This is a genomic window from Marinobacter sp. 1-3A, from assembly GCF_016597775.1.
GTDB classification, from domain to species: Bacteria; Pseudomonadota; Gammaproteobacteria; order Pseudomonadales; family Oleiphilaceae; genus Marinobacter; species Marinobacter xiaoshiensis.
Window position 1 is genome coordinate 1 of sequence record NZ_VCGZ01000022.1, and the last position, 8,600, is coordinate 8,600.

General features: G+C 51.0%; 9 protein-coding genes and 4 tRNA genes. All 13 read right to left on the bottom strand.

What is annotated here, in order from left to right; genetic code table 11:
* Positions 1 to 145 (bottom strand): GTP-binding protein (locus FE848_RS18265; protein WP_227715045.1); only part of this gene is annotated, 145 nt, incomplete at its 3' end.
* A gap of 51 nt (positions 146 to 196) precedes the next feature.
* Positions 197 to 272, bottom strand: a tRNA-Thr gene (locus tag FE848_RS18270).
* A gap of 14 nt (positions 273 to 286) precedes the next feature.
* A tRNA-Gly gene (locus tag FE848_RS18275) sits at positions 287 to 361 on the bottom strand.
* An 11-nt stretch (positions 362 to 372) separates the two neighbouring features.
* Positions 373 to 456 (bottom strand) — tRNA-Tyr (locus FE848_RS18280).
* Positions 457 to 496: 40 nt separating this feature from the next.
* Positions 497 to 572, bottom strand: a tRNA-Thr gene (locus FE848_RS18285).
* Positions 573 to 603: 31 nt separating this feature from the next.
* On the bottom strand, positions 604 to 927 hold the full coding sequence (locus FE848_RS18290) for a hypothetical protein (RefSeq protein ID WP_227715458.1): 324 nt from the start codon (positions 925 to 927) through the stop codon (positions 604 to 606).
* A 335-nt stretch (positions 928 to 1,262) separates the two neighbouring features.
* Entirely contained in the window at positions 1,263 to 1,997 is a 735-nt protein-coding gene (locus FE848_RS18295; protein ID WP_200205311.1) for a type III pantothenate kinase, read from the bottom strand.
* Entirely contained in the window at positions 1,994 to 2,965 is a 972-nt protein-coding gene (locus FE848_RS18300) for a biotin--[acetyl-CoA-carboxylase] ligase (RefSeq protein ID WP_200205313.1), read from the bottom strand. Before FE848_RS18300 ends, FE848_RS18295 begins: the two co-directional genes overlap by 4 nt.
* Before the next feature lie 107 nt (positions 2,966 to 3,072).
* Complete coding sequence (locus FE848_RS18305) at positions 3,073 to 5,472, bottom strand: DUF6160 family protein (RefSeq protein WP_200205315.1); 2,400 nt, start codon at positions 5,470 to 5,472, stop codon at positions 3,073 to 3,075.
* A gap of 11 nt (positions 5,473 to 5,483) precedes the next feature.
* Positions 5,484 to 6,044, bottom strand: a complete 561-nt coding sequence (locus FE848_RS18310) for a DUF6160 family protein (RefSeq protein WP_200205317.1) — start codon at positions 6,042 to 6,044, stop codon at positions 5,484 to 5,486.
* Positions 6,041 to 7,126 (bottom strand): hypothetical protein, encoded by a 1,086-nt coding sequence (locus tag FE848_RS18315; RefSeq protein WP_227715043.1) that lies wholly within the window; start codon positions 7,124 to 7,126, stop codon positions 6,041 to 6,043. The genes FE848_RS18310 and FE848_RS18315 overlap by 4 nt, the downstream gene beginning before the upstream one ends.
* The gene (locus tag FE848_RS18320) at positions 7,126 to 8,322 is read right to left on the bottom strand and encodes a hypothetical protein (protein WP_200205319.1); all 1,197 of its coding nucleotides are present in this window, start codon (positions 8,320 to 8,322) and stop codon (positions 7,126 to 7,128) included. The genes FE848_RS18315 and FE848_RS18320 overlap by 1 nt, the downstream gene beginning before the upstream one ends.
* On the bottom strand, positions 8,315 to 8,600 hold a 286-nt coding region (locus tag FE848_RS18820), incomplete at its 5' end, for a hypothetical protein (protein ID WP_227715459.1). The genes FE848_RS18320 and FE848_RS18820, both read right to left, overlap by 8 nt.

The following is an 8,600-nucleotide window of genomic DNA, read 5'->3' on the forward strand; positions in this document are numbered from 1 at the left end:
CGAATGCACTCGCAGAACCTGTGCCCCAAACTTCGTGACATACACGAGTCAGAGCAGCGGTCAGAGTCGTCTTACCATGGTCAACGTGACCAATAGTGCCCACGTTAAGGTGTGGCTTAATTCTTTCAAACTTAGACTTAGACATTCGACCAATCCCCCTAATCAACCTGGATAGTAACGTTGACCGGATAAATAGTGGAGCTCATGACCGGAGTTGAACCGGTGACCTCATCCTTACCAAGGATGTGCTCTACCGACTGAGCTACATGAGCATTGCAAATCAAATTGGAGCGGGCAGCGGGAATCGAACCCGCGTCATCAGCTTGGAAGGCTGAGGTAATAGCCACTATACGATGCCCGCGAGCAATTAAGTGGTGGAGGGGGCTGGATTCGAACCAGCGAAGCTTTCGCGTCAGATTTACAGTCTGATCCCTTTGGCCACTCGGGAACCCCTCCGAGTCAGACGCAGTGCTACACGCCTGTCACAACAAAAAAGTGGAGCTGGCGGACGGAATCGAACCCCCGACCTGCTGATTACAAGTCAGCTGCTCTACCAACTGAGCTACGCCAGCTCACATTCGCTTGTTCAGCGAGGGCGGTATACTACGGATTATTTTCGCGAGTTGCAACACCCTCGCAACGGTTGACCTCAACAAAGTCAAATTCCGCCCCATAATCCGCTTCTACCGCCTGAACCATCTCTTCTACAAGATTTGACTCAGCCTCAAAAGCGAGCGCGTAGCTTATCTGATTTCGGTCGAAGTTGACTAGTACCACGTTAAAATTCTTGCGTTTTTTTTCTTCCAGCACGGATATTGCTGCGCTACGAGACTCAAACAAACCAAGTGAGATCGCGTTTCTGTTCTCACCCTCAGTCACCAGATACGAATCTACGCCTCGCCGCTGCATATCCCGGAACTGTTCCAATGCCGCTGCCGGGGGCTGAGGGGGTATGATAACCCAGTGCAATGACGGCAATGGCCTCTCGACCTTCTCCAGGGACAAACTTTGAGTTCTGGAAAAAACTGAGTGGGCACCAAGAGCCTCCGCAACCTCAACACTCTTTATCCAGCCCACCCTGACACACACCCACTCATTAGAGACTGGCTCCGAAGCAACGACGGCATTTTTCTGAACCTTGAGGCTTGTTACTCTCGGCAGACTCCCACTCACAGCGGAACCAGGCTGACTAGCCACTTTGGAGTAATCACTCAGCTGCCAAACACAAAAATTGATAACAACCAATACCAAGGCCAGCCATTTCATTCTGCATGGGCCTCTGCATCTATAAGACCAAGCCCGTCCATTACCAAAGACGGGCGGAACTCTGCAACCAACCCAAGCTGGAGGAGTCTCTCGGCGTCGCCTCCAGTAACCAGAATATCGCTGATACCGAGAGCTATGCAGTCGCGCCTGACCCGCTCAACCAGCGCCTCAGACAGCCATGCAATACCGTGATTAACGCATTCGCTTGTGCTCACCCCAAGACTTGTATTCAAAACCTGACTGGGATCAAAATCTATTCGAGCTGCGTCCACTTGCAAACTGCGACGCATCATATTCAGGCCTGGCAAAATAAACCCCCCAAGGTGCCGCCCCTCAGAGTCGACATAATCAACGGTTATCGCGCTGCCAGCGTCAACCACCAAGAATGCCTGATTGCGCCGTTGCCAAGCCCCGTACATAGCGTGCCAGCGATCGGCACCCATTTGACTGCAGTCTTTATACGCACTTTTTAGCCCACCTCTGACAGCCTCCGCCCAGTAGAAGGTGACCGGCGCGTCAAATCGGCTGGACAGATGCTTGAACAGGCTTACCCTCTTTGATTCTGACGCGACAGTAGAAACTGCCACCCTGGAAACACTCCCTTCAGCTGCAGAGAATCCTGGCAGAGGGTCGACATCGGCAGTAACACCTACTCCCTGATCGAAAACCTGCCCAGACTCCTCAAGGCGCCATTTCAGCCTGGAGTTCCCAGCGTCGATCAACAGCCTCATGGAGCTACCCGCAAGCTGATCTCACCGGCACGAATGGGGACAACCCCCCCATCGGAAGTTACAAGTAAATAGTTGCCGCTACCATCAATACCGTTGCCAACACCCTTCAACTCCCCATCCTTTGCCTGGATAAGGCGATTGTTGTATATATCACGCTTTTGCCAAGGCTCACGGAATACACCAAAGCCCTTATTCGAAAAATCATCTGCAGCATCAGCCACTGCACCAATAACCGCTGCCGCCACCCGGTTTCTCGTCCATTCGGTGTCCGGGCACGCGCTCGCCAGGCTACTCCAGGGCTGATCAACGCCACCAGCTTTAAGCATATGCACATTGATTCCAATACCTACAACCACCCGCACAACACCCTCCTGCAACTCACCTTGCAGCTCCACAAGGATGCCTCCCAGCTTTCCCGCCGGTAGAAATATATCATTTGGCCACTTCAAACCAACACCCGTCACACCCAGCATCTCAAGCGCTTCAGCAACAGCAACCCCAAACACCAGACTAAGCCCATCCAGAACCGAAAAGCCGCCGTGAAAGACAAGCCCCATGCTCAGATATAGATTCTCACCTCGCGGGCTCTGCCAGCTTCGACCTCTTCGGCCGCGCCCAGCCGTCTGGCAGTCGGCAATGGATATAGGGAGCTTGCTTCCACAACCTTCCGCAACCTGCCTGAGAACTTCAGCGTTAGTTGAATCCACCTCATCGCAAACCCTCAAATCAATCCTCGCCGCCAACTCTTCATCAAGGTGGGCGAGGATCATGGCCGAATCCAGCAAATCAACCCGAGACACCAGTTGGTAACCACGGCCACGAATACTCGCCACCTCAAAACCACGATCCATTAGACGCTTCACCTGCTTCCAGATAGCTGTGCGACTCACGCCCAGCTCTTGGGCGAGAGATTCACCAGAGTGAACCTGTCCATCACTGAGAAGGGCAACAAGGGCTTTGAGTTTCATCAGATATTATCCGGCCGGAAGATTAGGTACCGGCGGATTAAACACCAGGAGAGAGCAAAAAAGCAAAACTGGCGGCCGGTACAGTAAAAGCACGGCCGCCACTGCAGTCAAGGAATCGGTGTCGCTGTCAGGTTAGCCCTGATGTCAAAATTCTGCATCATGACGCCGTAAACAGCCGTTTGAGCGCCACCTGTGGGGTGAATAAGATCAATGTTGTTTATGGATAGTTCTTTGAACTGGCTTTGGGCCTTGACCGCGAAGCCTAACGGGCGATTAGCCAAATCACCCTGGGTTGGGTTGCTGACATACCGATAGCCTTGAGCCGCCGAAGCATCCATGATTTTCTCATCGCCTTTTGCTCCCACAACACCAAGCAAATCGGGGCCGTCTTGCTTCTTAACGACCTTGGTTTGATATACATCTACCGCGAGATCTGTACGAATACCGAAGGTGTTATCGTCTACACCGTCACCATCAAAATCCCCACCATCACTGGTATAAATATCATTTAACAGCACGCTGGCGCCCGTGCCATTAACTGGATTTCCATTGGAGTCCAACTCTCTATTGGTCTCCCAAGAAAAAGCATTCTTTTTATTCCCGTCTGCTCTGGCAAGTATTTGCTTCAAGCGAACTGTAACACCTTCTTCCCCCCTGGTTTCCCAAATACCACCTGAGGCTTCGCACACCATTTGCGTAGTGCCAGCTCCGCCCGCGCACACATCTCCCGCACCACCCGGGAGAATAGCCATGCTGCTTCCAAGCTCATAGCTTTGGACCACAAACCTGCCAAGACTGCCTCCAGCACTCTTATCACCGACCCTGAGATTTCCAATATCCATAGTGCCCCATGACTCTGCCGTGACCATTTCCAGGCCATCGGCCGTTGCATCGATGGTCATACCACGCACATGAGCATCGTACTCAAGCTCACTGATCCACAAGCCCTTCTGGCTAATCTCGCCCCTACCCTTGTCGTAAGCGTCAGCTATAATTGCGGCCTTACCGTTCCTTATGCGAATGTCTGAGTTGACCGTTATTCCTTCGCCGCTTGCGCCGCCGGCTCCAAGCGTAATATGACCATCTAGTTCAAATTCGTAGGATGGATAGAAGCCAAGGGCAAGGAGTAGCTCTGTACCGCCCTGAAGCTGCGCATCGTCACTACCAACCTTGAGTCCATTGATCCGATAACCGGCTGTTACATTCTCAAACCCGATTCGAAGGCCATCAAAGAACTGCGTACCGCCACGGACCTCTTCCCGGGTAACATTCAGAACAACGTCACCTCGCCCCCAAGACTGAAGACCACTGAAAATCACACGATTGCCATCTTCTGTGTAGCTTATATCTGCATTAGCCAAACTCCATTCTGTTGCCAGGCGCATACCTTGCGGCCCTGCTTCTGCGTGCCCGCCGCCCTGCAAATAGATTGCGTTCGTGTAGCTATTCCCGTTGTACGAATGATCCTGGAACAGGAAGTTCGCGTTGACCTCCCCGATACTTTTGTTGTTGGCGCCCATTTCAATGGTACCAACGTTAAATTCGCCAGCCATTGCTCCCAGGGTCAAGGCCAAGGCCGGCCTGTTATTCCAGTCAGTCGCAACATCAAGCCGCAAATCTTGCACGTTCAGATACCCAGTGATGTTTCTGAGAGCAAGGACATTAGCGTCGTCATGATAGAGAAAGGAGGCACTGTGAATAGTAGTCTGGCTGTCAAACCGTAACCCCTCACCCTCGCGGCCGCCGGCCCTGATATCCGAGTTTGAAGACAGATCGAACTCACCACTTATCCCACCATAGGAGGGTAGTAATGCACCCGACCCTGCATCAGTGCTAACGCCATGATTCAGTGCATTTCCACTGTATCGAATGGCTTCTACTTTCCAGTTACCAACAATTCTGGGTGCACCCAGCTTGAGCGTATCGCCAACCACATCCAGCGTTATACCCAAAGCCTCAACATCCATCGTAATACCATCGAGAAAGAATTCGTTACCATTGGTCCTATAGCCTAAACGCCCTCCGGTCATGGTGTACGCAGTATCAAAGGTATAGCCCGCGCCGCCCGTGGCACCACCCTGTTTTATATTCACATAGCCCTCAAGAGAGTGATCAAGAAAGACACCACCCATACTCAGGCCCGGAGCACCCGCGAGTCGAATATCACCAAATTCGATCCTGCGATCTTCAACCAGGTAACCAAGGTTCAGTGATGCATCTGCACCTATATCAACCTTTACTACGTGATGCGCTGAGCCATTTGGATCAGAAGCAGAGCCCACGCGAAACCCTTCCAGGTGAATACCCTTGCCATCATCATAGTAGGTGACCTTGTCTGCAGTTACTCCCAGATCCATCTCCAGCGTAATGCCGCTTTGCCCGCTAACTGAGGCGAGCTCTGAATCATCAAGACTCTTCATTCCCGCAGATGCAGCCGATGCCAGGCCCAGAAACAACAGCCCAAAATGGATAACAAGAATGTAGTCCCGACCTTTATCGATCCTCATAGCACCACCCTTTATGGATTTCCCGTTGGGAAGACCAGCAGGTTGCCTTCCATGATTACATCGCCCTGCATCTCAACTGTGAATATATCTGTTTGCTGAAACCCAAGATCCGTCGGTCTGGGCGTGCTGCTAGCTGCAATCTTGAACCGGACATCGTCGAAACGAACGATATTTGGCAAGCCTAGCTCCAGCACGTCACCATTGAAGAGCGCACCATCACCACCAAAGCCCGTATCTATTGTTCGCATCCCCAGTGTCAGGCCTTCAAAGGCAAAACCGCCCCGGAGCTCATCGAGAACCAACCAACCGCCTGTTTCTTTTAGCCGATACGCTATTCTGGCCCCACACTTTCTGGTTACATCATCACAACTCCCGAAGTAGCTGTTCTCGACCGGCCCACCCAGCGCGTTGATGCTCACATCCCCAGACAGGTAAATACCACCCTGGCCTGAAACATCCGAGAGCACATCATCTTCCAAGGGAGCCATCTCAGCTGCGGCAATCAGGGACAGGAAACTTAAAGCAAAAGCGAAAGATAGACGATTCCTTAAACTCAGCAGGCGTTGGCTCATAGCGCTAAGTCCTTGGTTTGTATCTTGAGATGCTGAATCAGCATGCCCTCCATGCGCGCCGGGCCAAAATCTTTGGCCCCCACACTAAAGTTACCTATGTGCAAATTACTGCGATATTCAGGATTCGAGTAATAATCGTTGTAGAAATCCCAGGTCGCTGCATTACTGCCATCCCGCTTCCCACTTGCAGCTATGTGCCCCGTGGGGGGTGCTGCTATGGTGTCAACTTCAAGTATGAAGTTTCCGCTTCCATCAACATCGAAAAAGATCGGCTGGTACCGATTGCCGATTGCAAGCTCCAATGCAAAGTCAGACATTGTTATGCGGGAGCCGCATGTGACCCCATCGAGCGAACATGCGTTAATTGAGAATTCAGGGGAATAGAGGTTGAAGCGAAACTCACCAGCCATTTGCTTGCGCTCACCATCCCCCCAAAGCCTGATATAGCTGCCATCAATGACCGCACTGCGCGCATGAAAGTTGAGATTGGACGAGCGATCCGCGCCAACTGCGACGTTCATTTGCATACCAATGTCCGCACGCTCTCCCCTCCAGTCAGCAGTGGCAGGCCGGCTTGAGCATGTACCGGATCCCGCTGCAGCAGAGCCACCCATACAATCAAAACCCTCTGCCATTGGCACCTTGGTGGATGCCGCAAGCTCAAGGACGGCTTTATTGGGAATGCCTATATCATCCCCGTTTAGGACATCAATGCTCCATGGGTTCATCAGGCGTCCCAAGTTTACCGGCGAAAGATTCTGGCCATAGTTGCTGTCGGCACCAGCGATGTATAAGTGGTTTACTGTGATATCGACTTCTTGGCCATCGGTACTTTTAATTCCGGAAATTCTGAAGACTCTCGCCTGCTCACCACTTTGGTCCGGCTTGTCAGTGCCATGGGAAAACGTAAAGCTATCGAGCACAAGCCCAATGCCCGCACCATCAACTTTGGATAACTGTCCATCATCAAGCGATTGGAGTTCTGCTAAAGCAACAGCCTGCCATCCGAGCATCACTCCCAGAAGCAAGCTCCGTGATATCACAAATTCAAGAGCAATCTTGCGAACGTTTGTGAAGGTCATTAAAAGAGTCCCCTACCGCGATCTATGTATTCAGATCGATACCGAGGCACACCATTAAGTGCCTCGCCCAGGTTAACTTCTGTCGCACCATTCGGGATGTTGAAGAAAGCACCACTGGTTGCTTGCAAAAACTCAGCTTCGGTCATTTTTCCCTGCTTTACATCTTTAACCCACTCTACCGCCCTGGTCTGGAAAGACATAAAAGCACCTGCAACGGGAGCAACAACACTTCTTTCGCCGTTAGTTTGTCCCAACTCGCCCACCGCGAATGATCGATATTGCCCCAAATCGAAACAGGATTGTATAGAGAGAACCTTACAATCCATTGCAATAACTTCGATATTGCCTTCCGGACAGTCAAACAGGTTATTACAACCTGGAACTTCTATTTTAGAGCTTGAACCCGGTGCCAAAAGATCCTTCATAAACAGGCGAGCAAACGTGCTAGCACCCTCAAGTACAAACCTTTCACCATCAGGAACGCCAATATGTTCTGATCTGATCTCATCGATCTCGCCGTAAGTTGGCGAATTAGGGTCGCCATCAACCAATCGCGCCTTGGTTTCCAGTGCGTTATTTTTTTCGAGAATAGGAGTAAGGAAATGAATTAACTGATCGGATATCGTTGGATTTTCTTGCTTGGCATTTTTCATTGCCCCACCCACGTCTTTGATCATCACGTTTACATTGCCGGTTAACGTTTCAATATCAGCAGACAATATACCCATGGCATCGCCAAATCCCAGTCGCACGCCGATAACTTCTTGCGTCTGCTGATCAAAGGCAAATTCAATAAAGGGGTTCTCGATAAAGAAGGGGACGACTTCATTTTCAGCATAAGCCGTTCCATCGGCTTTATACATTTCCGGGACTTCCGGGTTGTCCTGAAAGAACTTATCGTTCTGGATGTAACCTAGCGCAAAATTATTAATGAGTACGTCTGACGTACCCGGCTTTTCTCCATCCCGCTCATAGCGGCCGAGCTCAAGCGTATCAATATTTGTTTGAACCTCTATATCCATTCCGAGATTGATTCTCGTATAAGCGGTAGAGGCATCGGGATGGTAATCACGATCGATTGAGATAAAAGCCTGGCCGATAACCTCCGACAGGTGTTCATCAGCAATTGGATTCAAGTCGGCACTTACTCCCAGAGACAGGGTGGAGAAGGTAAGCGCTGCTACCAATCTACTCATAATAGTTCCGCTGCACACGTGCTGTTAAGCTGAGGGCATTCCTGCGGTGTAAAAGCGAATGCACCTTCAGTACTGACATTGTTTTTTTATTTGTCAGTTTCCTTAACGTACTGTAACGATATGTTCGAACTGCAACTGTGCGAGCGGTCATAATTCGGGCATAAAAAAACCCCAGCTTCGCAAGAAGCTGGGGTTTGGACTTAAGAGTCTGACGATGACCTACTCTCACATGGGCAAATGCCACACTACCATCGGCGCAGGCCTGTTTCACTTCTGAG

What these genes read in the sequence shown, in the direction of transcription:
- FE848_RS18295 (WP_200205311.1), bottom strand. Translation starts at nt 1,997, where the DNA reads ATGAGGCTGTTGATCGACGCTGGGAACTCCAGGCTGAAATGGCGCCTT.
- FE848_RS18300 (WP_200205313.1), bottom strand. Translation starts at nt 2,965, where the DNA reads ATGAAACTCAAAGCCCTTGTTGCCCTTCTCAGTGATGGACAGGTTCAC.
- FE848_RS18305 (WP_200205315.1), bottom strand. Translation starts at nt 5,472, where the DNA reads ATGAGGATCGATAAAGGTCGGGACTACATTCTTGTTATCCATTTTGGG.
- FE848_RS18310 (WP_200205317.1), bottom strand. Translation starts at nt 6,044, where the DNA reads ATGAGCCAACGCCTGCTGAGTTTAAGGAATCGTCTATCTTTCGCTTTT.
- FE848_RS18315 (WP_227715043.1), bottom strand. Translation starts at nt 7,126, where the DNA reads ATGACCTTCACAAACGTTCGCAAGATTGCTCTTGAATTTGTGATATCA.
- FE848_RS18320 (WP_200205319.1), bottom strand. Translation starts at nt 8,322, where the DNA reads ATGAGTAGATTGGTAGCAGCGCTTACCTTCTCCACCCTGTCTCTGGGA.